Source organism: Halomonas sp. G15, assembly GCF_021282295.1.
In the GTDB taxonomy this organism is placed as follows: Bacteria; Pseudomonadota; Gammaproteobacteria; order Pseudomonadales; family Halomonadaceae; genus Halomonas; species Halomonas alimentaria.
Genome location: NZ_JAJSPA010000022.1, coordinates 35,951 through 58,619, shown reverse-complemented (window position 1 = coordinate 58,619; position 22,669 = coordinate 35,951). Strand labels below are relative to the sequence as shown.

Below are 22,669 nucleotides of genomic sequence, written 5' to 3'. Positions count from 1 at the left end.
CTCCAGGCGTGGGCGCCACTCGGTGCACTCGGGATAGAGCGCCGCCAGGCGCTCGACGCCAAGCCCCACCGCCCGGTAGATCCGCGCCCCGCTCGCCTCGCCGGAGAGCTCGGCGGCCACCAGCAGATCGGCGTGGGCCAGGGGGTGCGCCTCCGTCAGGGTCGCCAGCCCCCCGGAAGCCAGGCGAAAGCGGCCCGGGGCGTCCAGGCGTTGGGCGATGCGTTCCGGGTAGGCGACGGCCAGCAGCTCCCCCAGCGGAGCCAGGCTCGCCACCTCGAGGGGCACACCGGCGGTCCGGGCCAGGCGCTCGGCATCGCGCCACCACTGACGATATCTGCGGGGCTCACGCAACCGCGACTGCAGCGCCCATTCCAGGTCGCGCTCCTCGTCACCACCGCGCTCCTCCAGCAGTGCCACCAGGGCACAGGCCAGCGGCAGCGCATCGAGCCCATGGGAGCGCTCCAGCATCGCCGCCAGGCGCGGGTGGGTCGGCCAGCGGGCGGCGGAGCGCCCCGGTTCGGTCAGATGGAAGGCGTCGTCAAGCAGGCCCAGGCGATGCAGCAGCTCGCGCCCGGCGGCCAGCGCCGCCTCGGGCGGCGGAGTCACCCAGGCCAACTGGCTCGGGTCGGTGATGCCCCAACGGGCCAGCTCGAAGGCGAGCGGCGCCAGATCGGCCTGGCGGATCTCCGGCTCGCCATGGGGAACCAGCGGCTGCTCCTCGGCCCACAGCCGTAGGCAGAGGCCCGGCCCCTGGCGGCCGGCGCGGCCATGGCGCTGGTCGGCGCTGGCGCGGTTGACGCGGCGGGTCTCGAGCCGGGTCAGGCCGCTCCTGGGCTGGAACACCGGCACCCGCTCCTGACCGGCGTCCATCACCAGGCGCACGCCATCCACGGTGACGCTGGACTCGGCGATGGCGGTGGCGAGAACCACTCGCCGGCGCCCCACGGGATCCGGGCGCAGGGCGCGGCGCTGGGCTTCCAACGGCAGCCTGCCGTGCAGTTCCATCACGGCAAGCTCAGGCGCCCGGCCGGCGAGCTCCCGGGCCAGCCGGTGAATCTCCGCCACCCCGGGCAGGATCACCAGGGCATCGCCTGCCTGCGCCGTCATGGCCTCGAGCAGCGCCCGGGCCTGCTGGGGGGCGGTGTCGTCGCGGGCATTGAGGGCGCGGTGGCGAGTCTCGACGGGGTAGCTGCGCCCGGGGCAGTCAATCACCGGGGTCGCCTCCCCCAGCACCCCGAGCAGGGCCTCGACATCCAGGGTCGCCGACATCACCAGCAGGCGCAGGTCGTCGCGCACCGACTGGGCATCAAGCGCCAGCGCGAGGCCCAGGTCCGCCTCCAGGCTGCGCTCGTGGAACTCGTCGAAGAGGATGCCGGCCACGCCTTCGAGCAGTGGATCCTCCTGGAGCATCCGTGTCAGCACCCCCTGGGTGACCACCTCCAGGCGGGTGTGCGGGCCGACGCGACTCTCGCCGCGCATGCGGTAGCCGACGGTCTCCCCGACCCGCTCGCCCAGGCTCTCGGCCATGAAGCCGGCGGCCAGGCGCGCCGCTACCCGCCGCGGCTCCAGCAGCAGCAACCTCCCCTCGCGGGCCCATGGCGCCTCGAGCAGCGAAAGCGGCACCCGGGTGGTCTTGCCGGCGCCGGGTTCGGCCACCAGCAGCGCACGGGGATGATCGGCCAGGGCCGCCTGGATCGCGGGCAGACGGGACTCGATGGGGAGTGACATACGGCGCTTCAGTCGGTTGACGAGGCGCGCGGCCTGACGCCGCACCCCTTGAGGATCACCCGGGTCAAAAAGGCGGTGATCGACTCCACGTCGGCGTCGCTCAGCGACTCGCGGTCGGTGATGCCGAGCACCTGGGCCTCGAAGTCGGCGTAGTGCTGGGTGGCCGACCAGATCAGGAAGATCAGCCATACCGGATCCACCGGATCCATCAGGCCGCGCTCGGCCCACTGACGGAAGATCGCCGCGCGCGCCTGGACCCAGTCGCGCAGGTCGCCGCGCAGGTACTCCTGCAGGAAGGGGGCGCCACCCAGGATCTCGGCGGCGAACAGCCGCGAGCCTTCGGGGTGGCGCCGGGAGAGCTGCATCTTGCTGCGGATGAAGGCCTCCAGCACCTCGGCCGGGTCGTCGTCCACCGAGATGTCGTCGAGCAGGGCGTTCCAGCGCGCCATCATCCGCTCCAGCAGGCGAACGTAGAGGCCCCGCTTGCTGCCCATGTAGTAGAGCACATTGGACTTGGGCAGCCCCGCCTGCTCGGCGATGGTGGCCAGGCTGGCGCCTCGGTAGCCGTGGGCGGCGAAGACCCGCTCGGCAGCGGCCAGGATCTCGCGCTCGTTGCGCTCTCGGGTAGCGCCGTTGCCACCCTCCCCCCTGGGGTTCGCGGGGACATCGCCCTGGCTCATCAAGCGCCTCCTGGCCATATGAAAGGTTGCGGGGAGTTTGCCGCATGCCCCGGGACCTTGCAAAGCACCCATATCTGGACCATGCTGAGGTCATTCCTGACCGAATGGTCAAGATACTTCCCGAGACGAATCCCTGACGCGATCGACGGTCGCAACAACGAGTCGCAATCAAGAACAGAGACAACACGATGATCGACTTCCTGCTCAACGGGCAGCCCCGCCAGTGCGAGGCCTCGCCCGACACCAGCGTGCTCGAGCTCCTGCGCGACACCCTGGGCCAGACCGGCACCAAGGAGGGTTGCGCCTCCGGCGACTGCGGCGCCTGCACCGTGGCCATCGGCGAGCCCGATGCCGACGGCAAGACCCGCTACCACGCCGCCAACGCCTGCATCACGCCGGCCCAACAGCTACAGGGCCGTGCCCTGGTCACCGTGGAGGGGCTGGCCCAGGGCGAGACCCTGCACCCCGCCCAGGCGGCCATGGTCGAGCACCACGGCAGCCAGTGCGGCTTCTGCACCCCAGGCATCGTGATGTCGCTCTTCACCCTGCATGAAAGCCAGCGACGGGGAGATGGAGAGCGTCCGGCGCCCCTGACCCCGGAGCGTCTGGAGGCGGCGCTGGGCGGCAACCTCTGCCGCTGCACCGGCTACCGCCCGATCCGCGATGCGGCGCTGGCCATGGGCGACTATCCCGAGGCGCGCGCCGAGTGGCTCGACCTCGCCGTGGATGCCGCAGCCCCGCCGCAGGAGGCGGCGCCCGAGGCGGCCTTCGTCCAGCCCACGACCCTGGAGGCACTGGTCGCCGAGCGCCGCGCCCACCCCGAGGCGCCGCTCGTCGCCGGCGGCACCGACCTGTGGCTCGAGGTGACCCAGCGCCTTGCCCGCTTCCCGCGGGTGGTGGACGTCACCCGGGTGGCCGAGCTCGCTGCCCTCGAGGAAACCACACTCGCGGATGGCCGCGCCGGCTGGTGGATCGGCGGCGCGGTGACCTATGCGCGCCTGGAACCGCTGCTCGCCGAGCACTACCCGGCCTTCGCTCACCTGCTGCACCGGCTGGGCTCGGCCCAGGTGCGCAACCGCGGCACCCTGGGCGGCAACATCGCCAACGCTTCCCCCATCGGCGATACCCCGCCGGTGCTGCTCGCCCTGGGCGCGCGGCTATGGCTCGCCGGACCGAAGGGTGAACGCGAGCTGCCCCTGGACGACTTCTTCCTCGACTACAAGAAGACCGCACTGAACCAGGACAAGGAGTACGAAGGCGTGGTGATCCGCGCCATCTTCCTGCCCAGGCCAGAGGCGGGACGACACCTCAAGGTCTGGAAGCTCTCCAAGCGCCGCGAGGACGACATATCCGCGGTGCTCGGCGCCTTCGCCTGGCGCCTCGAGGAGGGCGTGCTGCGCGACGTGCGCCTCGCCTTCGGCGGCATGGCGGCGACCCCCAAGCGCGCCGCGGCCGCCGAGGTGGCCCTGGAGGGGCAGGCCCCCAGCGAGGCAGCCTTCGCGGCGGCCCGCGCCGCCCTGGCTGAGGAATTCCAGCCCATGAGCGATGTGCGCGGCAGCGCCGACTACCGCCGCCTCTCCGCCGCCAACCTGCTCGAACGCCTGCGCCTGGTGGTGACCGCCAGCGATCAGGACCCGACATCCACCAGCGCCCGGGAGGTGATGCTCGATGCGTACGCTCACTAGGCTTTCGACCCAGGCGCCCGAAGCCGCGCGGGCCAAGGCGCCCGATACTCGTCCCGGCGACCTCGATAGCGACGCCGCCGCGGCGCGCCGCGACCTCGAGGAGCGCATCCAGGGCTCGGGGCCGGTCGCCCGAGAGACCCTGGGCCAGGGTGGCGCCGGCAGCGCCCGTGCCCACGAAAGCGCCATCAAGCACGTCACCGGCCGGGCCGCCTATATCGACGATCTCAAGGTGCCGGCGGACTGCCTGCACCTGGCGCTCGCCCTCTCGCCGGTGGCTCATGGCCGCCTGACTCGCCTCGACCTCGACCGGGTCCGCGCCCTGCCCGGCGTGGTGGACGCCGTAGGCTTTCCCGACGTGCCCGGCCACACCGACATCGGGCCGGTCTTCCCCGGCGACCCGCTCTTCGTGGAGGAGGAGATCAGCTACGCCGGCCAGGTGCTCTTCGCGGTGGCCGCCGAGAGCCATCGCGCCGCCCGGGAAGCGGTGAAGGCGGCCCTTGATGCCGGTGTCGTGGAGGTCGACGAGCACCCGGCGAGCCTCGACCCGGTGGCCGCTACCGAGCGCGGCGAGTTCGTGCGCCCCACCCATGTCCAGGAGCGCGGCGACTGGGCGGCCAGCCTGGAGGACGCCGCCCTGACGGTGACCGGCGAGCAGTTCGTCGGCGGCCAGGAGCACTTCTATCTGGAGGGCCAGGCCTGCCTGGTCACCCCTACCGAGGACGAGGGCGTGGTGGTGCACACCTCCAACCAGCACCCCAGCGAGACCCAGAAGCTGGTGGCCGAGGTGCTGGGGGTGCCCCTGCATGCGGTCACCGTGGATGTGCGCCGCATGGGCGGCGGCTTCGGCGGCAAGGAGACCCAGGCCTCGCCCTGGGCCTGCATCGCCGCCCTGATCAGCCGACGCACCGGCCGTGCGGCCAAGCTGCGCCTGCCCCGCGGCGAGGACATGCGCGTCACCGGCAAGCGCCACCCCTTCCACAACCGCTACCGGCTGGGGGTGGACGCGCAGGGCGTGATCCAGGGCGGCGAGATCACCGTGATCGGTGACTGCGGCTACTCGCCGGACCTCTCGGATGCCATCGTCGACCGCGCCATGTTCCACGCCGACAACGCCTACTCCCTGGGCCAGGCGCGGGTCACCGGCCATCGGGCGCGTACCCATTTCGCCTCCAACACCGCCTTCCGCGGCTTCGGCGGCCCCCAGGGGATGATGGTGATCGAGGCGGCCATGGACGACATCGCCCGGCGCGTGGGCGAGGACCCGCTGACCATCCGCAAGCGCAACCTCTATCGCCAGGGTCGGGACGTTACCCACTATGGCCAGAGCGTGGAGCAGCTCGGCCTGCTGCATGAGCTGGTGGCGCGGCTGGAGGCGAGCAGCGACTACTGGACACGCCGCCGCGAGATCGCCGCCTTCAACGCCCAGAGCCCGGTGGTCAAGCGCGGCCTGGCGCTCACCCCGGTGAAGTTCGGCATCTCCTTCACCGCCCAGCACCTCAACCAGGCGGGCGCCCTGCTCCACGTCTATACCGACGGCAGCGTGCAGATCAACCACGGCGGCACCGAGATGGGCCAGGGCCTGCACACCAAGATCTGCCAGGTGGTGGCCCGGGAGCTGGGCCTCGACCTCGACGCCGTGCGCATCACCGCCACGCGCACCGACAAGGTGCCCAACACCTCGCCCACCGCGGCCTCCAGCGGCGCCGACCTCAACGGCATGGCCGCCCGGGACGCCTGCCTGAGGCTCAAGGAACGCCTGTTCGACTTCGCCGCCGAGCACTTTTATCAAGGGCATGCCCTCGACCGCGAAGGCATGCGCCTGGAGGATGGCCACCTGGTGGCGGGCTGGGGTGAGAGCGAGCGGCGCATCCCCTGGGGCGAGCTGGTGCAGACGGCCTATTTCGGGCGAGTCTCGCTCTCCGAGAAGGGCTTCTACGCCACGCCGCTGATCCACTATGACCGCCAGGCCGGCCAGGGGCGCCCCTTCTACTACTACGCCTTCGGCGCCGCGGTGGCCGAGGTGCGCGTGGACACCCTGAGCGGCGAGTACCGGGTGGAGGGAGTCGACATCCTCCACGACGTGGGCGACTCCCTCAATCCGGCCATCGACGTCGGCCAGGTGGAGGGCGGCTTCATCCAGGGCATGGGCTGGCTGACCAGCGAGGAACTTCGCTGGAACGAGGGCGGGCACCTGCTCTCCGACGGCCCCGCCACCTACAAGATCCCCACCTTCGGAGACCTGCCGCCGCGCTTCAACGTCGACCTGATGGAGGGCCACCCCAACTCCATGGCCAGCCTCTACCGCTCCAAGGCGGTGGGCGAGCCGCCCTTCATGCTGGCCATCTCGGTATGGTCGGCACTGCGCGACGCCCTGGCGAGCCTCACCGACTACCGCGAGTCGCCGCGGCTGGACACCCCGGCCACCCCGGAGCGGGTCTTGATGGCCGCCGAGGCGCTGCGCCGCCGCGGGGAGTCGACGCCATGAGCGCCCATGCCGAGAGCTGGCATGCCGCCCTGCACCGGCTGCAGCGCGAGGGGGTGCCCCACGCCCTGGCCACCCAGGTGACAAGCGCCGGTTCCACCCCGCGGGAGCCCGGGGCGCGGATGGTGATCACCGGGGATGCCGTCTTCGACACACTGGGTGGCGGCACCTTCGAGTGGCAGACCATCGAGGCGGCCCGGCAGCGCCTGGCCGCCGGCGAGCCCGGCATGAGCCTCGAGGCTTTCAGCCTCGGCGGGCGCAGCGGCCAGTGCTGCGGCGGCTTCGTCAACGTGCTGCTCGAGGTCTTCCCGGGCAGCCCCGTGACCCTGGCGCTGTTCGGCGCCGGCCACGTCGGCCGCGAGATAGTGCGCCTGGCCGAGCCCCTGGGCTGGCAGATCCTGTGGCACGACAGCCGCGATGACGCCTTCCCGGCCTGGGCCGACGAGATCCCGCGCCTGGAGTGCCGGCGCACCCCGGATCCAGCTGCCGCCGTGGCCGGGCTGCCCGCCGGCAGCCACGCCCTGGTGATGACCCACGACCACGCCGGGGACCGCGCCCTGATGGACGCCCTGCTGCGTCGAGACGACACGGCCTCGCTGGGCCTGATCGGATCGAAAAGCAAGTGGGCCAGCTTCCGTTCGCGGCTGTCAGACGCCGGCCATGACGCCGAGTCGCTGGCCCGGGTGCGCTGCCCGATCGGCATGTCGACAGGGGGGACGGGCGGCGACAAGAGCCCCTACGCCATCGCGCTTGCCACCCTCGCCGAGCTGCTGCCGCTGACCGCCAGCACCGATCGCCCCGACCAGCGCGGCCTGGACCCCGCCGTGCTGCGTGACCTGTTCTAGCCGGCGACCCCGAACGATCCACCGAGCCGCGACAACGATGGCCATCGGGCGCCGGGAATAGGCCGAAGAGGAGGTCATTTGCCAAGGATGGCAAATGTAGCGTCCAGGGAAGGATTCACAGCGCCTCCTCGAAGGCCTGTTGCCGGATGAGCCCGATGGCGGTAACAAACGAGCCCAAAAGATGACGAACAACGACTCGCGCGTGCTGCGCGCCGAACTGCTGAGCTTCGATGCCGACCCCGGCGACGACGATACCCCGGCACCGGGCAGCGTGCGCCACCACCCCGATGGCGCGGTGTGGATCGAGAACGGCCGACTCCGTGCCGTGGACGACTACGCCGCCCTGGCCCCCGACCTGCCGCAGGGCATCGAGGTAGTCGACCACCGCGGCAAGCTGATCACCCCCGGCTTTATCGACAGCCATGTCCACTACGTGCAGCTGGAGATCATCGCCTCCTACGGGCGCCAGCTGCTCGACTGGCTGAACGACTACACCTTCCCCGAGGAGCTGCGCTTCGCCGACCCGGACCATGCGGCGGCCCTCTCCGAGGCCTTCCTCGACGAGCTCCTGCGGGTCGGCACCACCACCGCCCAGGTTTTCTGCTCGAGCCACCCCGCCTCGGTAGACGCCTTTCTCGCGGCGAGCCACCGCCGCGGCCTCTGTATGCTGGCCGGCAAGGTCCTGATGGACCGCCATGCGCCTGCGGGGCTCACCGACGATGTCGTGGGCGGCATCCGCGACAGCGAGCGTCTGATCGGCGACTGGCACGGCAAGGGGCGCCTCGGCTACAGCCTGACCCCGCGTTTCGCCCCCACCTCCACCCGCGCGCAACTCGACGCCACCGGCGCGCTGCTGCGCAACGACGAGAGCCTCTGGCTGCAGACCCACCTCGCCGAGAACACCGGCGAGCTCGACTGGGTAGCCGAGCTCTTCCCCGGCAGCCGCGACTACCTCGAGGTCTACGAGCAGTCCGGCCTGGTGGGCCCGCGCAGCACCTTTGCCCACGGCATCCACCTCGACCAGGAGATGCGCGGCCGGCTCGCCGAGCGCGGCGCCAACCTCGCCTTCTGCCCCAGCTCCAACCTCTTCCTGGGGAGCGGCCTATTCGACCGCCAGGCCGCCCGGGAGATGGGGCTCAACGTCACCTACGCCAGCGACGTGGGGGGCGGCACCGACCTCTCGGGGCTCGCCACGCTCAAGGCCGCCTACCAGGTGGGCCAGCTGCGCGGCCAGCCTCTCACCGCCTGGCAGGGCCTCTATGGCCTGACCCTGGGTAACGCCCGGGCGCTCTCGCTGGATGACCGCATCGGCCGCCTGGCGCCGGGCATGGACGCCGACCTGGTGGTCCTCGACCCCGCCGCCACGCCGCTGCTGGCGCGGCGCACCGTGCGCAGCCGGAGCCTGGCCGAGACCCTCTTCGCGCTGATGATGATGGGCGACGACCGCAGCGTGGCCGAGACCTGGGCGGCCGGACGCCTACAGCACCGCCGCGACGACTGACTGACAAACTTCACTCACAACAACAACGGGTTCGACATGACAACCGAGACCTCCTCCCTGCCCGGCGAGGCGGCCACCGCCGCCTCAACCTCCGACGCCCCCTGGCTCGACCGCTTCTTCGGCGTGAGCCGACGCGGCTCCAGCCTCAGGACCGAGATCCTCGCCGGCATCGCCACCTTCCTGGCCTCGATGTACATCATCGTGGTCAACCCGGCGATCCTCTCCGAGGCGGGCATTCCCTTCTCCGCGGCGCTCTCCGCCACGGTGCTGATCAGCTTCATGAGCAGCCTGGCCATGGGCCTCTACGCCCGCAACCCCATCCTGGTGGCCCCGGGCATGGGCATGAACGCGCTGTTCACCTACACCCTGGTGCTGGGCGCCGGCCTCTCCTGGGAGGTGGCCCTGGGCTGCGTCTTCTGGTCCGGGGTGCTGTTCGCCCTGCTCGCGGTGTTCAATGTGCGCAAGGCGATCATCGAGGCGATTCCCGCCTCGCTACGCTACGCCATCACCTGAGCACGCCCCCTCCCACCACGCCGAAGGGCCGCCCGCGGGCGGCCCTTCGGCATTCAGGAGGCGTCGATCAGCGACGCTGCAGGGCCGCATCCACCAGCCGGAACAGCACCAGGGCGGCGAGCACGGCGACCACCAGCATCGGCAGTCGATAGTCCGCCCGGGTCAGGATCCACAGGTGAGTGGCACCCAGCGCCGCCGAGACGTAGACCAGGCGATGCAGCCAGTGCCAGGCGCGCTCCCCCATGACCTGACGCACTCGCCGGAAGGAGGTGAGCGCCAGCGGCACCAGCAGCACAAGGCCCACCACCCCATAGCGCACATAGGGCAGGTCCCACATGTCGTGCCAGATCCACTCCCAGGCCCAGTATTGTTCCAGCCCCATCCACGCCAGGGCGTGGGCGCAGAGCCAGGCGAAGGCCCATAGCCCCATCTGGCGTCGGGCGATCATGATGCCTACCCAGCCGGTGAGCCGGAAGGCGGGGCTGAAGGCGATGGTGGCCAGCAGCAGGACCAGGCCGGTGCGCCCGGTCAGGTGCACCACCGCCTCCTCGGGGACGACGCCGAGGTCATCCTGCCCCCAGCGCCAGGCGAGCCACAGCGCCGGCAGCAGGCCGGACGCCAGCACCAGCAGGCGGAACATCAGCACCGGGCCCTTGACGATCGACATGCGACTCCCCGTCGTCAGAAGTGCTCGTTCGGGTCCATACCGGCGTAGAGCCCGGCGACCTCCTCGGCATAGCCGTTGAACATCAGCGTCTCGCGCTTGCCGCGCTCGCCGATACGCCGCTCCCGCGCCTGGCTCCAGCGCGGGTGATCCACCTCGGGATTGACGTTGGCGTAGAAGCCATACTCCTCGGGGTTCTGCTCCATCCAGGCGCTCATCGGCCGCTCCTCGGTGAGGGTGATGCGCACCACCGACTTGATGCTCTTGAAGCCGTACTTCCAGGGCACCACCAGGCGGATCGGTGCGCCGTTCTGGTTGGGCATCACCTCGCCGTACATGCCTACCGCCAGCAGGGTAAGCGGATGCATCGCCTCGTCGATACGCAGCGCCTCGCGGTAGGGCCAGTCGAGGATCGAGCTCTTCTGGCCACGCAGGTTCTCGGGGTCATGGATCGACTCGAAGTGCACGTAGCGGGCCCGGGAGGTGGGAGCATGGCGCTTGAGCAGGTCGGCCAGCGGGAAGCCGACCCAGGGAATCACCATGGACCACGCCTCGACGCAGCGCAGTCGGTAGATGCGCTCCTCCAGGGTCTCACGCTTCAGCACATCCTCCAGCGCCAGGGTGCCGGGCTTGCCCACCTCGCCATCGATGGTGAGTGACCAGGGATCGGTAATCAGCTTGTGGGCATAGACCTCGGGATCACTCTTGCGGACCCCGAGCTCGTAGAAGTTGTTGTAGGCGGTGGCATCCTTGCGGGACGTAAGGGTCTCGCCACCGGCGAGTCCACGTGATGGCAGGTCACCCTCGAGCCTGTCGGCCAGGGCCTCCTGCCAGGCGTAGGCGCTGCTCGGCAGCAGCAGCCCCGGCGCCAACGCCACCGCCCCGAGGGCCGCCCCGCCCTGGATAAAGCGCCGTCGCTGGCGAAACAGCTCTCTTGGCGTCACCTCGGATTCGGCAATGGCGGGATAGCGGTAGCGGGCCATGGCATCTCTCCCATAGAAGGAATATCGCGCCAGCTTCCATGACCCGGCGTGACCGGTCCAGACGGCAATCCCTATCGGGGCAATTTCTTGATGCAGATCAAGCAACCCCCTTGTCCGACCGTTGTACTGGGTTGATTAGTATCAGGCCAGCTGCCTAACTGGCTGATAGAACGTTAAACATCGATTAACGGCTTCACTGCCTGACGGGTCATTACAGAAAGGGGAATCATCATGTACAACAAGCGCCTGCTGGCCACGGCCGTCACCATCGGTTCGGCCCTCGCCATCTCGACCCCGGCCCTGGCCGATGACGGCCTCGGCGACTATCGCGACCGCTTCGAACCGCTGCCGCACCTGCCGGCGATTCCGGCGGACAACTCCCTCACCGACGCCAAGGTGGAGCTCGGTAACATGCTGTTCTTCGAGCCACGCATCTCCTCCAGCGGGGTGATCAGCTGCGCCACTTGCCATAACCCGGCGCTGGGCTGGACCGACCGTATCCCGCGGGCCACCGGCCACGACGGCCAGATCGGCGAGCGCAACACCCCCACGGTGCTCAACTCCGGCTTCCTGGGCTCGCAGTTCTGGGATGGCCGCGAGCCGGACCTGGAGGGCCAGGCAGTCGGTCCCATCGAGGCCGACGTGGAGATGGCCATGGATCTGGATCAGGCCCTGGAGCGCCTGGAGGGGTTTGAGGTCTACGAGCAGAAGTTCGCCGCGGCCTTCCCGGACGATGAGGACCCGATCAGCGCCGATAACCTGGCCCACGCCATCGCCAGCTTCGAGCGCACCCTCAATACCCCGGACTCGCCCTTCGACCGTTACCTGCACGGCGATCTGGACGCCCTGAGCGACCAGCAGAAGGACGGCATGGTGGCCTTCGTGGACAACGGTTGCATCGCCTGCCACCGCGGCCCGGCGCTGACCGACAGTCAGTTCCACCGCATACAGGTACCCGGCTCCACCGATGTCGGCCGCTTCGACGTCACCGGCGAGGAGAGCGACCGCCATCGCTTCCGCACCCCGACCCTGCGCAACGTGGCAGTCACCTACCCCTACATGAACAACGGCGCCACCGAGACCCTCGAGGAGGCCGTGGCCATCATGGGTAAGGAGATGCTGGGTCGCGACTTCGAGGAGCAGACCATCGCCGACATCACCGCCTTCCTGCACAGCCTGACCGGCGAGCAGCCAGACTACGAGGTGCCGGCCCTGCCGTGACCCTGGCGCCGGGCTGTTGCGGCCCGGCCCTTGAGGAACATGGAATGCAACGCGGCCCCGAGGAGCTATCCCGGGGCCGCGTCGTGTTTCGCCACCGTGTTACACCACTCGTCGTGAGGTAGTGTGCGAGCCAGTGCCTACGCCTCGGCCAGCAGCCGGCGCAGCTCGTCGCGGCGCGCCTCGTCGACGAAGGCCGCCTCGATGGCGTTGCCGGCCAGACGGCGGAAGGTAGCCTCGTCCCAGCCGAAGGCACGCTGGCAGGCGAGGAAGTTCTCCAGCATGCCACCACCGAAGTAGGCCGGGTCATCGGAGTTGAGGGTGACATTGAGCCCCTCGGCGAGCAGGCGCGGCAGCGGATGATCCTCGAGGCGTTCGACCACCTTGAGGCGCACATTGGAAAGCGGGCAGACGGTGAGCACCGTCTGTTCGTCACGCAGCCGGGCGACCAGCTCGGGATCCTCCAGGCAGCGCACCCCATGGTCGATGCGACACACGCCGAGGTGGTCCAGCGCCCCACGGATATAGGCGGGAGGCCCCTCCTCGCCGGCATGGGCCACCCGCGGGATACCCAGGCACCGGGCCCGCTCGAATACCTCGGCAAACTTCTCCGGCGGGTTGCCCTGCTCGGCGCTGTCCAGCCCCACGGCGTCGAGCATCTCCCAGTAGGGGGCGGCCTCTTCCAGCACCTTGAGCGCCTCGTCGGCGTCGCGGTCGCGCAGGAAGGCCATGATCAGGGCGGTGGAGAGCCCCAGCTCCCGGGCGGCCTCACGCCGCGCCAGGGAGAGCCCCTCCATCACCACCTGAAGCTCGATGCCGCGTGCCAGATGCGCCTGGGGGTCGAAGTGCATCTCCACGTGGACCACCCCCTCGGCGTGGGCGCGGCGGAAGTAATCCATCGCCAGGTCATGGAAGTCCTGGGCGGTGTGCAGCACGCTCATGCCCTGATAGTAGAGGTCCAGGAAGGACTGCAGGTCCGAGAAGTCGTAGGCGGCGCGCACCTCCTCCACCGTGGCATAAGGCAGCGCGATCCCGTTGCGCTCGGCCAGGGCGAACATCAGCTCGGGCTCCAGCGAGCCCTCGATATGCAGGTGCAGCTCGGCCTTGGGCAGGCGGGTCAGGAAATCACGCATGGCTCGTCTCGCTCTCCTCGGGTCCTATCATCACATCCTGATAGAAAGCGGGCCGCCGCGCAAAGCCCCAGCCGTCAACGCCCTCTTGAGCGTATCAACGCCCTCATGGCAGCCGGCGCAGGGTCTCGGCCAGCGCCTCGCGCCGCCGCTCTCGCTCCTCCTCGGCGCCCTGGCGCTGATCCTCCAGCTCGGCAATGCGCTCCTCCTGGGCCTCGAGGTCGGCCAGGTAGCGCTGGCCGAGCTCATTGTCGGTGCCCACCGCCGCCAGGTTGTCGCGGATGCGAGCCTGGCCCTCTCCGGCCCGGCCCAGCCCCTGCTCGATACGCTCGAGTTCACGCTCCACCTCGGCCAGGGCCCGGCGACGCTCCAGCACCGCCTCCAGCTGCGCGGCGGTATCCCCCTCGGCGGCATCGCGCCACTCCACCAGTTGCGCCACTCCGGCATCGACCAGGGCCACGCTCTGGCGGCGAGTCAGCGTCTCCAGGGCCTCCACCTCGCCACTCTCGCCGGCGGCCAGGGTCAGTGCCAGGCGACGATGGTTCGGCGTGCTCTCGACCAGGGCGTCGGAGGCGAACTCCCACCCCTCGCGGCGCGGATGCTCGATCAGCACCTCACGGCTCTCGCGGGCATCGTTTTCCACGGCATAGCGGGTCAGGCGCCGGGACTGGTGGGTGACGCGCAGCGCGCCGTCGACGATCACCATTCGCTCGAGGCGCTCCTCGGGACGGGTGCTCTCCACCACCCGCACCTGGCGGTCGGCGGCAAAACTGGCCAGCCGCGACTCACCGGCCGGGATGCCAGGCAGGTTGACGTCCCCGACGTGGCCGACCCGCGCCTCGTAGACGGTCACCAGGCCGGGCGGAAGCCAGGCATCGGTGGTGTTCTCCAGGCGTACCGCAGCCACCGGATGGCGCTCACCGCGCTCGGGCTGGTAGAGCGACACACGCCGCGCGGGCACCTCGGCGTCGATATAGGGCAGCGACAGGGTGCGCCCGGCGGCGAGGTCGACCGCGTCGGGCAGCCGCCAGGTGGCGGCAGTCGCGCTCTCGACCACCTCGGGACGCGATGCCGGAGCCGCCGGCGCCGCCACGCTGCGGCTCACCGCCGCATCACCATAGGCCATCATGGATTCGGCCTTGGCACCCCCCAGGGAATCCATGGCACCCTCGTCGGGCCGCACCGGGGCGGTGGCATCGGCGCTGACCGGCACCTCCGGCCGGGACGCCCAGTAGCGCTCCAGCAGGCGCTGGGTCAGGGTCACCGGGGCGCCGCTGGAGAGGGTCAGGGCCACGTCATCCCAGTCGCTACCGCTGGCGTTCTCGACCACCGACCAGGCCTGCAGACGTGCGGCGTCATCGGCCTCGAGCAGAAGGCGGTAGGCGCTCTTCCATACCGGGGCGGCCACCACATAGGTCAGCGACACCTCGCGCTCGCCCTCGCCATCGAGCTCGATGGCGATGCGGCGCATCTCCTCGGTGCGTGCCCGACCGCTGACCTCGGCGGCCTCGCCCAGGCGTTCACGCAGGGCGCTATCCAGTACCTCCAGCCGCGCATCATCCCCCAGGCGCAACGTCGCCACGCCACCCTCGGCATCGAGCAGCGACAGGGTGCGTACGCGGTGCCCCTCCTCGTCGGGTTCGCTCTCCGCCACCCCCAGCACCAGCCCCTCGAGGCACTGACCACCGGAGCTGACCCGCACCTCCACGCCCTGCAGGGTCGCGGCCAGGCGGGCCACCGAACCCAGGTCATCGGGACCGAAGGGTAGCCGACGGAAGGTCTCCTCCAGGGTCGCCAGGCCGTCGAGGCTGAGGCCTCGGATGCGGCCACTCGGGTCCCGGACGACGAGGCTCTTGAGTACATCGTTGACCTGCTCGAGGGGCACCTCCAGGTAGAGGGTCCCGTCGCCGTCCAGGCGAGCGCTGCGCTGAACCTCGGCCAGGCCACCGGAGGAGAGGGTCACCGCCTCCACCGGCAGCTCCTCGGCCAGGACCGAGCCCAGTGGCCACACGGTGACCAGGGCGGCGGCGATGCGAAGCGTGGAGTGGCGGCGATCCCGCCGGGTGGCTGCGTCCCTGACACTCATGGTCGTCTCCTTGGGTAGGCCGATTCGAAAAAAACTGGTTCAGGTATAGCCTGCCAGCCGGCCTTCGACCAGCGTCAGGCGCCGATCGATCCCCGGCGGGTCGAAAGCCCCGTCATTCAGCTGGTGCACCAGGAAGATCACGCTGCGCCCAGCCAGCCAGGCATCCAGGCGCGGCTTGAGGCGTGCCACGGTGCCGGCATCCAGCCCGGCGAAGGGTTCGTCGAGCAGCACCAGGCCGGGGTCCAGCAGGTGCAATCTTGCCAGGGCGAGGCGCCGCGCCTGACCGCCGGAGAGGCGCCGGCCACCCTCGCCCACCCGTGTCGCAAGCCCTTCGGGAAGGGCCTCCGCCCAGGCCGCCAGCTCGACCCAGGCCAGCGCTGCCCACAGCTCGCCCTCCACCGCATCGGGCCTGGCCAGGCGCAGGTTGGCGGACAGGCTGTCATCGATCAGGTCGATGCGCTGGGTCAGCGCCGCCACGCGGCGACGCAGCTCGGCCTCGGGCCAGGCCGGGAGCGCCACCCCGCCCAGCCGGATGTCGCCGGCAGCGGGGGTGAGCTGGCGCAGCAGCAGCGTCGCCACGCTCGACTTGCCTGCCCCCGAGGCACCGCACAGCGCCAGCCTCTCGCCGGGCGCCAGGCGCAGCGAAAGCCCCTCGAGTGCCGCCAGGGGCGCCCCGGGATAGTGCAGCGAGACGCCTTGCACTGCGACCGAGAGGGGCCCGGAAGGTGGCGGCTCACCCGCCGTCGCTTCGGTCCTGTCTGCGGCCTGGCGCAGGCCGTTGAGCCTAGCTGCCGCGCCACGGGTGGCCCCCAGCCAGGTGAAAGCGGCGGGAAGCCCGGCCAGCGCCTCGCTCATGGCCAGCACCGCCAGGGGCATCATCACCGCCAGTGGCCCCGAGAGTGCCCCGGCCTGCCAGGCCATGGCGGCGAGCCAGAGCGCCGCGAGCGCCGCCGCCCCGACCAGCAGGACAGACAGGGCATTGCCCAGCGCCACCAGGGTGCCGAGCCGACGCTGGTCCCGGTAGAGCCCGGCCTCCAGGGTCTCGAGGCGCCGACGCTGAGCGTCCAGGGCTCCGTAGGCCTCGAGCTCCGCCAGCCCCTGCAGCTGTTCCACGAGGCGCCCTCTCAGCGCCTCGCGGTCCTCGACCTGGCGCCGGCTGGCGGCCATGCCCAGGCGCGCCTGGCCGACCACCAGCCAGGCCCAGCCGACCAGCAACAGACCACCCGCGGCGAGTCCCGCCGCCGGCGCCCACAGGGCGAGGAAGCCTGCCAGGCCGAGGATCGCCAGCAGCGCCACCGCGGCGGGTGCCAGCAGGCGCAGGAAGAGGCTGTCCAGGGCGTCGATATCGGCGGTCAGCCGGTTGAGCCAGTCGCTGGCGCGACGCTGCGCCAGGGCATGGGCGTCGAGGCCGGCGACCACAGCGAACAGTCGCCCGCGCAGGTCCGCGAGCAGGCGCAGCACCGTGTCGTGGTTGTAGAGCCGCTCCAGGTAGCGGGCCACAGTACGGGTCACCGCAAAGGTGCGGATGCCGCCCCCCGGCAGGTAGACATCCAGGCGCGCCGCCACGCCTGCGGCCAGCAGTAGCCCGGTCAGGCCGGTGGCGGTGATGAACCAGCCGGAGAGCGCCAGCAGGCCGATGGCGGAGACCAGGGTCAACGCCATCAACCCTGCCCCGCCAGACAGCCGTCCTCGATGGCGAGCCAGCATGGCCAGCCAGGGCGCGAGCTCGGCCAGCAGGCCTCGATGGCCCTCGCCGGGTCGACTCATGATGATGCTCCTGTGTCTGCCTCCAGTGCCAGGCACCGGTCGGCCAGCGCCATCAGCGCCGGATGGTGGGTGGCGATGACCAGGCAGCGGCCCTGCTCGGCGAGCTCGCCCAGCGCAGTGATGACCCGCGCCTCGGTCTCGGCGTCGAGGCTCGCCGTGGGCTCGTCGAGCAGCACCAGCGGGGCGTCGGAAAGGAAGATCCTGGCCAGTGCCAGGCGCTGGGCCTGCCCGCCGGAGAGCCCGGCGCCGCGCTCCCCCACGACGGTGGCCAGGCCTTCCGGCAGGCGTGCCAGCAACTCGCCCAGGCCAGCATGCTGCAACGCCGCGACCAGGCGGGTGTCGTCGGCCTCTGGGGCGGCCAGGCGCAGGTTGTCGGCCAGGCTGCCCTGGATCAGCAGCGGGCGCTGGTCCATCCAGGCGAAGGTCAGGCCCGGGGCCGTCCGCCTCCGCCCCTCGTTTGGGCCCAGGAAGCCGGCAAGCAGCTGCAGCAGCGTGGACTTCCCCCCGCCCGAGGGAGCGGTGACCGCCACCACCTCGCCGGGCACCAGCGTCAGGTCCAGGGGCCCAAGCACGCGGCCGCGTCCGGGGTAGTCGACGCAGGCGCCCTCGAGGCGCACCAGCTCCCCCGTCGGCGCCGGATCGGTCTCCTCGGACACGCCACGCAGCGCCTCGACATCCGCGTCGAGCAGCGCCACCAGGCCATCGGCCGCCCCCAGGGCCGCGGCACGGTCGTGATAGTGCTGGGAGAGCACGCGCAGCGGCTGGAAGAACTCCGGGGCGAGCAGCAGCACCAGCAGGCCGCTGTAGAGGGTCAGCTCGGGCGAGGGGCCATAGCCGATATAACCGAGCAGGCCGAAGCCGACATAGATCGCCACCACGGCGATGGCCACCGAAGCGAAGAACTCCAGCACCGCCGAGGAGAGGAAGGCCACGCGCAGGGTGCGCAGGCTGCGGCGGCGATAGTCATCGGCGGCGGCATGGACCTCGTCGGTCGCCTCCCGGGTGCGACCGAAGAGCTGCAGGGTGCTGACCGCCCGGACCCGGTCGATGAAGTGGCCGGAGAGCCGCGATACCGCCTCGAACTGCTCACGATTGAGGCGCTCGGCCCCCATGCCCACCAGGGCCATGAACAGGGGGATCAGCGGTGCCGAGAGCACCAGGAAGAGCGCCGCCAGCCAGTCGAGCCAGGCGACGACGGCGAGCACCAGCAGCGGCTGGATGACCGCGAGGAGACGCTGGGGGCGATAGCGCGCCACATAGCCGTCGAGGGCCTCCACCTGCTCGACCAGCTGGCTGGCCAGCGACGCCGAGTGGCGTGAGGCAAGCCCCGCCGGCCCCAGGCGCGCCAGATGGTCGAGCAGTTCGGCACGTACCCGATGACGCAGGGCCAGGCTGGCGGCGACTCCCAGGCGCTCCTGGGAGAACAGCGCCAGGCTGCGTACCCCCAGCAGCCCCAGCATGCCCAGCGCCAGGGGAGCCAGGTCGAAGACCGGCACCTCGGCGACTAGCAGTTCGCTGACGAAGCGGGCGAGCAGCGCCAGCTGCCCCAGGGTCGCCAGGGTGGCGGCCATCCCGGCGGCGACCGCCAGGCCGAGGCGAACACGCTCCGCGGCGGCATGCGCGGCCAGCCACCGGGACGCGTCCCCGGTGGCATTGCGGCGACCGGCCACCGCCTAGTGGTAGCCGTCGCCGGGACGGACCTTGCCGCGGAACACCCAGTAGGTCCAGGCGGTGTAGGCCAGGACGATGGGGATCACGAAGAGCACGCCGATCAGCAGGAAGAGCTGCGACTCGGGCGCCGAGGCGGCATCCCAGATCGTGTAGTTGGGAGGCACGATCACCGGCCACTTGCTGGCCACCAGGCCCAGGTAGGTGAAGATGAACAGCCCCAGGGTGGCGATGAACGGCTGGCCCTCCTGGCGACGGTAGACCGCCATCACCAGCCAGGCGGCACAGGCCAGAGCCAGGGTCGGCAGAATCCAGATCAGGTGGATATGGTTGAACCAGCGCTCGAACACCGCGGGGTCCACCAGCGGCGTCCAGAAACTGATCATGGCGAAGGCGGATAGCACCGCCAGCAGCAGGGCCGGGGTGATGCGATAGGCCCAGCGCTGCACCTCGCCTTCCGACTTGAGGATCAGCCAGGTGGCACCGAGCAGCGCATAGCCCGTCATCAGGCTGATGCCGGTGAGCACCGCGAAGGGGGTCAGCCAGTCGAGGGCACCGCCTACGAACACGAAGTCCTCCACCGGGAAGCCCTCGATATAGGCACCCACCACGGCCCCCTGGGCGAAGGCGGCCACCGCGGAGCCCCAGCAGAAGGCGCGGTTCCACCACACCCGGTTGCGCCGCGACTTGAAGCGGAACTCGAAGGCGATGCCGCGGAAGATCAGCCCGGCCAGCATCAGGAAGACCCCGATATAGAGCGCCGGCAGGTAGACCGAATAGACCAGCGGGAAGGCGCCCAGCAGGCCGGCCCCACCCAGCACCAGCCAGGTCTCGTTGCCGTCCCACACCGGGGCCACGGAGTTCATCATTACGTCCCGGGCCTCCTCGTTCGGCGCGAAGGGATAGAGGATGCCGAGGCCGAGGTCGAAGCCATCCATGAGCACATACATGATCACGCCGAAGCCGATGATCAGCGCCCAGATCACGGAGAGGTCGAAGGATTCCATGTCACTGCCTCCAGGTCGGTGCCGCATCGTCATCGAAGCGGGCGTTGGCTGCCGAGAAGGGACGCTTGGCGTGATGGGCCTCGCCGGAATCATCCCCAGATTCGGGCAACATGCCCTGGCGTACCACGCGGGTCAGGTAATAGAGGCCGCAGGCGAACACCACGGCGTAGACCGCCATGTAGCCGAGCAGGGTGAACAGCGCCATGCCGCCGGTAAGAGACGGAGTCACGCCCTCGGCATGGGTCATGACACCGTAGACCAGCCAGGGGGCGCGTCCGGTCTCGGTGACAAACCAGCCGGCCAGCACCGCGACGAAGGGCGTCACGCTCATCAAGCGCAGCGCCTGCAGGAAGCCGCGATGCTGATAGACGCGGCCTCCGCGGCGCAGCCACAGACCGACCAGGGCGACACCGATCATCAAGAAGCCCAGCCCCACCATGACCCGGAAGGACCAGAACACCAGCCACACCGGCGGCTGCTCCTCCGGCGGCACCTCGCTGATGCCCGGCACCTCGCCATCGGCATGGTGGGTCAGGATCAGGCTCGCCAGGCTGGGGATGCCGATCTCGAACCGGTTGCCCTGGGCCAGCTGGTCGGGCCAGGCGGCCAGCAGCAGCGGCACGTTGGGCCCGGTCTCCCAGTTGCCCTCCATGGCGGCCACCTTGGTGGGCTGGTGCTCCAGGGTGTTGAGGCCGTGGAAGTCGCCGATCACCGCCTGGGCGGGAGTCAGTATCAGCAGCAGCCACAGGCACATGGAGAGCGCCCGGCGGTTGGCCTCGACGTCACGGCCGATCAGCAGATACCAGGCGCTGACACCCGCCACCACGAAGCCACCGGTGACGAACGACGCCATCACCTTGTGCGAGAAGCGCCACGGGAAGGAGGGATTGAAGATCGCCGCCGCCCAGTCGGTGATATGAAAGCGGCCATCGATCAGTTCGGCACCGGCCGGAGTCTGCATCCAGCTGTTGGCGGAGAGGATCCAGAACGAGGAGATGAAGGTGCCCAGCGCCACCATGATCGAGGCGAACAGGTGCACCCCCTGGGGCACCTTGCCGCGACCGAACAGCAGCACCCCGAGGAAGGCCGCCTCCAGGAAGAAGGCCGTGACCACCTCGTAGCTGAGCATCGGCCCCATGAAGTTGGCGGTGGCATAGGAGAAGTTGCTCCAGTTGGTGCCGAACTGGAAGGACATCACGATGCCCGACACCACCCCCATGCCGAACACCACGGCGAAGACCCGCGTCCAGAACAGCGCCAGGCGGTCCCAGGCGGGATTTTCGGTCTTGTAGAAGAGGCCGTTGAGCACGGCGATATAGGACGCCAGGCCGATGGTGAACACCGGGAAGATGGCGTGGAAGGAGACCACGAAGGCGAATTGCAATCGCGACAGCAGGAGAGGATCCAATTCCATGACGCTTGCCTCGTTACGCAGGTAACTCGAGAAGGTCGCAAGGGATGCGGATGCGCCGCTGGCGCATTGTGCTTCGGGAACCGACAGCCGCCGGTACCGTGACGCATTCCTCCTGGACACCAAGGGGACAGGCAAAGCCTAGCAGGCCCGAGGGAAATGAGGAGGTGCTCCTTAAATAACCCGGACAGCTAAGCTTATTCCTTTCCCAAGACCAGCATACGCCTATTCGCCACTGACCGGACAGCGCTGGCAACGCTTTCCGGGGTGTCTCGTTGTCGCAGCCTGCCTCAGCCGGCACTGCCGCTGATCACCAGGTTCACCATCCAGCCGGTGTAGGCGATGAACATCGAGAGCAGCACCGCCCCCTCATAGCGGTTGATGCGTCCTTCGCGCCCCCGCCAGCCCATGGCGAACACGGCAAGCAGGACCGTCATGACGGTCATCAGGCTCCAGTCGCGCAACAGCACCTCACTGCCCACTTCGATGGGATGGATCACCGCCGCGAGGCCCACCACGCCCAGGGTGTTGAAGAGGTTGGAGCCGACCACGTTGCCCAGCACAAGGTCGTGCTCACGGCGACGCAGCGCGCTGATCGATGAGGCGAGTTCGGGCAGCGAGGTGCCCACCGCCACCACGGTCAGGCCGATGATCAGGTCGCTGACCCCGAAGCCCTGGGCGATGGCCACGGCCCCCCACACCAGCACGCGCGAGCTGATCACCAGCAGCACCAGGCCGACGCCGGTCCAGATCAGGCCGACCTTCAGGCTCATGGGGTGGACCTGCAGGCTCTCCTCGGTCTCGGCGGCCAGCGGGTCCGCGCCCTCGCCACGAGCCCGCCAGATGCTGACACCCATGAAGGCGGCCAGCAGCACCAGCAGCAGCCCCCCCTCCAGGCGACCGATCATGCCTCCCCACATCAGCAGTGCCGAGAGCAGCGTCACCGCCCCCAGCACCGGCAGTTCGCGACGCACCACCGAGGAGTGCACCGCCAGCGGTGAGACCAACGCCACCAGGCCGAGGATCAGGCCGATGTTGGCGATATTGGAGCCGTAGGCGTTGCCCAGCGCCAGGCCGGGATTGCCCTGCCCCGCCGCCAGCGCCGAGACCACCAGCTCAGGCGCGGAGGTGCCGAAGCCGATCACCAACATGCCGATCAGCAGGGGGGAGAGCCCCAGGCGCGCGGAGGTCGCCGCCGCACCATCGACGAAGCGCTCGGCGCTCCACACCAGCAGGACAAGGCCTGCCACTACCGCCACTGCGGGTAGGATCATCGTCTCGTTCCCGTTACATTCAGGTTT

16 protein-coding genes and 1 pseudogene are annotated in these 22,669 nt (G+C 70.0%); 6 read left to right on the top strand and 11 right to left on the bottom strand.

The genetic code is table 11. The features are described 5' to 3' along the window. Together hrpB and LWH48_RS11630 are read right to left on the bottom strand one after the other, a co-directional pair. A partial coding sequence (gene hrpB / locus LWH48_RS11635) for an ATP-dependent helicase HrpB (RefSeq protein WP_232912707.1) occupies positions 1–1,728 on the bottom strand: 1,728 nt, incomplete at its 3' end. An 8-nt stretch (positions 1,729–1,736) separates the two neighbouring features. Next, entirely contained in the window at positions 1,737–2,408 is a 672-nt protein-coding gene (locus tag LWH48_RS11630) for a TetR/AcrR family transcriptional regulator (RefSeq protein WP_232912706.1), read from the bottom strand. Positions 2,409–2,596: 188 nt separating this feature from the next. Between LWH48_RS11630 and xdhA the strand changes: the two genes are divergently transcribed. The 5 genes and pseudogenes from xdhA to LWH48_RS11605 all read left to right on the top strand — a co-directional run. After that, positions 2,597–4,093 (top strand): xanthine dehydrogenase small subunit, encoded by a 1,497-nt coding sequence (xdhA, locus tag LWH48_RS11625; protein WP_232912705.1) that lies wholly within the window; start codon positions 2,597–2,599, stop codon positions 4,091–4,093. After that, complete coding sequence (gene xdhB / locus LWH48_RS11620; protein WP_232912704.1) at positions 4,077–6,578, top strand: xanthine dehydrogenase molybdopterin binding subunit; 2,502 nt, start codon at positions 4,077–4,079, stop codon at positions 6,576–6,578. The genes xdhA and xdhB overlap by 17 nt, the downstream gene beginning before the upstream one ends. Next, complete coding sequence (gene xdhC / locus LWH48_RS11615) at positions 6,575–7,420, top strand: xanthine dehydrogenase accessory protein XdhC (RefSeq protein WP_232912703.1); 846 nt, start codon at positions 6,575–6,577, stop codon at positions 7,418–7,420. The genes xdhB and xdhC overlap by 4 nt, the downstream gene beginning before the upstream one ends. Positions 7,421–7,601: 181 nt before the next feature. After that, the gene (gene guaD, locus LWH48_RS11610; protein ID WP_232912702.1) at positions 7,602–8,921 is read left to right on the top strand and encodes a guanine deaminase; all 1,320 of its coding nucleotides are present in this window, start codon (positions 7,602–7,604) and stop codon (positions 8,919–8,921) included. A 36-nt stretch (positions 8,922–8,957) separates the two neighbouring features. Then, a pseudogene (locus LWH48_RS11605) lies at positions 8,958–9,431 on the top strand (solute carrier family 23 protein); the annotation flags it as partial. Between the two features lie 70 nt (positions 9,432–9,501). Here the strand turns inward: LWH48_RS11605 and LWH48_RS11600 are convergent. Continuing rightward, a complete protein-coding gene (locus LWH48_RS11600) occupies positions 9,502–10,101 on the bottom strand; it encodes a sulfite oxidase heme-binding subunit YedZ (RefSeq protein WP_232912701.1) in 600 nt (199 codons plus the stop codon). A 14-nt stretch (positions 10,102–10,115) separates the two neighbouring features. After that, complete coding sequence (gene msrP, locus LWH48_RS11595; RefSeq protein ID WP_232912700.1) at positions 10,116–11,081, bottom strand: protein-methionine-sulfoxide reductase catalytic subunit MsrP; 966 nt, start codon at positions 11,079–11,081, stop codon at positions 10,116–10,118. Positions 11,082–11,312: 231 nt separating this feature from the next. On the opposite strand from msrP, the gene LWH48_RS11590 reads away from it, so the two are divergent. Continuing rightward, positions 11,313–12,302: a cytochrome-c peroxidase gene (locus LWH48_RS11590; protein ID WP_161432294.1), complete on the top strand. Its 990-nt coding sequence runs from the start codon at positions 11,313–11,315 to the stop codon at positions 12,300–12,302. Between the two features lie 137 nt (positions 12,303–12,439). Here the strand turns inward: LWH48_RS11590 and LWH48_RS11585 are convergent, their stop codons facing one another. The 7 genes from LWH48_RS11585 to LWH48_RS11555 form a co-directional block, all read right to left on the bottom strand. After that, positions 12,440–13,432, bottom strand: coding sequence for an adenosine deaminase (locus LWH48_RS11585; RefSeq protein ID WP_232912699.1), 993 nt, complete (start codon positions 13,430–13,432; stop codon positions 12,440–12,442). A 103-nt stretch (positions 13,433–13,535) separates the two neighbouring features. Next, a complete protein-coding gene (locus tag LWH48_RS11580; RefSeq protein WP_232912698.1) occupies positions 13,536–15,515 on the bottom strand; it encodes a DUF4139 domain-containing protein in 1,980 nt (659 codons plus the stop codon). A 39-nt stretch (positions 15,516–15,554) separates the two neighbouring features. Beyond that, on the bottom strand, positions 15,555–17,282 hold the full coding sequence (cydC, locus tag LWH48_RS11575) for a thiol reductant ABC exporter subunit CydC (protein WP_232912697.1): 1,728 nt from the start codon (positions 17,280–17,282) through the stop codon (positions 15,555–15,557). Beyond that, the gene (gene cydD, locus LWH48_RS11570) at positions 17,279–18,952 is read right to left on the bottom strand and encodes a thiol reductant ABC exporter subunit CydD (protein ID WP_232912696.1); all 1,674 of its coding nucleotides are present in this window, start codon (positions 18,950–18,952) and stop codon (positions 17,279–17,281) included. The genes cydC and cydD overlap by 4 nt, the downstream gene beginning before the upstream one ends. Before the next feature lie 3 nt (positions 18,953–18,955). Continuing rightward, positions 18,956–19,957 carry a cytochrome d ubiquinol oxidase subunit II gene (gene cydB / locus LWH48_RS11565; RefSeq protein WP_232912695.1) on the bottom strand — a complete coding sequence of 334 codons (1,002 nt, stop codon included), beginning with the start codon at positions 19,955–19,957 and terminating at the stop codon, positions 18,956–18,958. A 1-nt stretch (position 19,958) separates the two neighbouring features. After that, on the bottom strand, positions 19,959–21,371 hold the full coding sequence (locus LWH48_RS11560) for a cytochrome ubiquinol oxidase subunit I (RefSeq protein ID WP_232912694.1): 1,413 nt from the start codon (positions 21,369–21,371) through the stop codon (positions 19,959–19,961). Between the two features lie 287 nt (positions 21,372–21,658). Further along, entirely contained in the window at positions 21,659–22,642 is a 984-nt protein-coding gene (locus LWH48_RS11555; protein ID WP_232912693.1) for a calcium/sodium antiporter, read from the bottom strand. Positions 22,643–22,669 lie beyond the last annotated feature (27 nt).